Source organism: Pseudomonas sp. DrBHI1 (assembly GCF_002205115.1).
GTDB classification, from domain to species: domain Bacteria; phylum Pseudomonadota; class Gammaproteobacteria; order Pseudomonadales; family Pseudomonadaceae; genus Aquipseudomonas; species Aquipseudomonas mosselii.
Genome location: NZ_NIBE01000124.1, coordinates 12,547 through 13,760, shown reverse-complemented (window position 1 = coordinate 13,760; position 1,214 = coordinate 12,547). Strand labels below are relative to the sequence as shown.

General features: G+C 70.8%; 1 protein-coding gene and 1 pseudogene. Both read left to right on the top strand.

What is annotated here, in order from left to right:
• Positions 1-311, top strand: a pseudogene (locus CC207_RS27980) (ABC transporter ATP-binding protein); the annotation flags it as partial.
• A gap of 2 nt (positions 312-313) precedes the next feature.
• The coding region (locus CC207_RS27975; RefSeq protein WP_256582266.1) for an ABC transporter transmembrane domain-containing protein at positions 314-1,214 on the top strand (901 nt) is incomplete at its 3' end.

Sequence of the window (1,214 nt, the reverse complement as noted above, 5' to 3'; positions counted from 1 at the left end):
TCGCCCGCGCCGTGCTGCTCGACCCGCCGGTGCTGGTGCTCGACGAAGCCACCGCGGCGGCCGACGCCGAGAACGAAGTCAAGCTGCAACAGGCACTGTCGCGCTTCGCCCAGGGCCGCACGCTGCTGGTGATCGCCCACCGCCTGGACACGGTCATGCATGCCGACCAGATCCTGGTGCTGGACCAGGGCACGGTCGCCGAGCGCGGCAATCACGACGAACTGCTGGCTCGGCGCGGCCTGTACGCCCGCTTGTGGGCTGCCGGGGGTTATGCGAAGGCGCGGGCGACCGCGCAGGTGGAGGAGCACTGATCATGCTGGGGATATTCGTTCGACTGCTCGGCGCCGACGCCGTGTTCCTGCGCCGCTACCTGCGCCTGGCGCTGGTGTATGGCGTGCTCTGCGGGCTGACCATCGTCACCCTGGTGCCGATCCTGCGCCACCTGCTGGGCAACCAGCTGGGAGCCGCCGGCCAGTGGCTGGCCCTGCTGGCCCTGGGCGTGGTGGTGTGCTGGTACCTGCGCCGGCGGGTGGAAAAGGCCGGCATCGCCGTCGGCATCGCGGTGCTGCGCGGTGGCCGCCAGCGCCTGGGCGAGCATGTCGGCACGCTGCCGGTGGGCTGGTTCAGCGCCGCCAACACCGCGCGCCTGAGCCACGTCACCACCCAAGGCATGATGGAGATCGCGCAACTGCCGGCCCATGTGTTCACGCCGCTGTTCACCGGCGTGGTGACGCCGCTGGTGATCCTCGTCGCGCTGTTGCTGGTCGACCTGCGCCTGGGCCTGGTGGCCCTGGTCAGCCTGCCGCTGCTGGCGCTGGTGATGCTGGCGACCATGCACCTTGGCCAGCGCGCCGACCAGCGCTACCAGCGCGACACCGCGCAGACCAGCCAGCGCATGGTCGAGTTCGCCCAGGCGCAGTCGGTGCTGCGCGCCTTCAATGGCGAGCAGGGCGGCACGCGTTTCCTGGAGCAGGCCGTGGCCCAGCAACAGCAGGCCGCGCGCAAGCTGATCCAGCTTTCGGCGCTGTCGTCGGTGCTCAATGTCTGGGCGGTGCAGGCCAGCTTCGCCGCCTTGCTGGTGACCGCCACGCTGTGGCTCGGCGAGCAGGCCGGTGCCGCCTTCGACAGCGCGGCGGTGATCGCCACCCTGGTCGCGCTGGTGCTGGCGACCCGCTTCATCGACCCGTTGCTGGATGTGGCCGGCTACAGCGAGG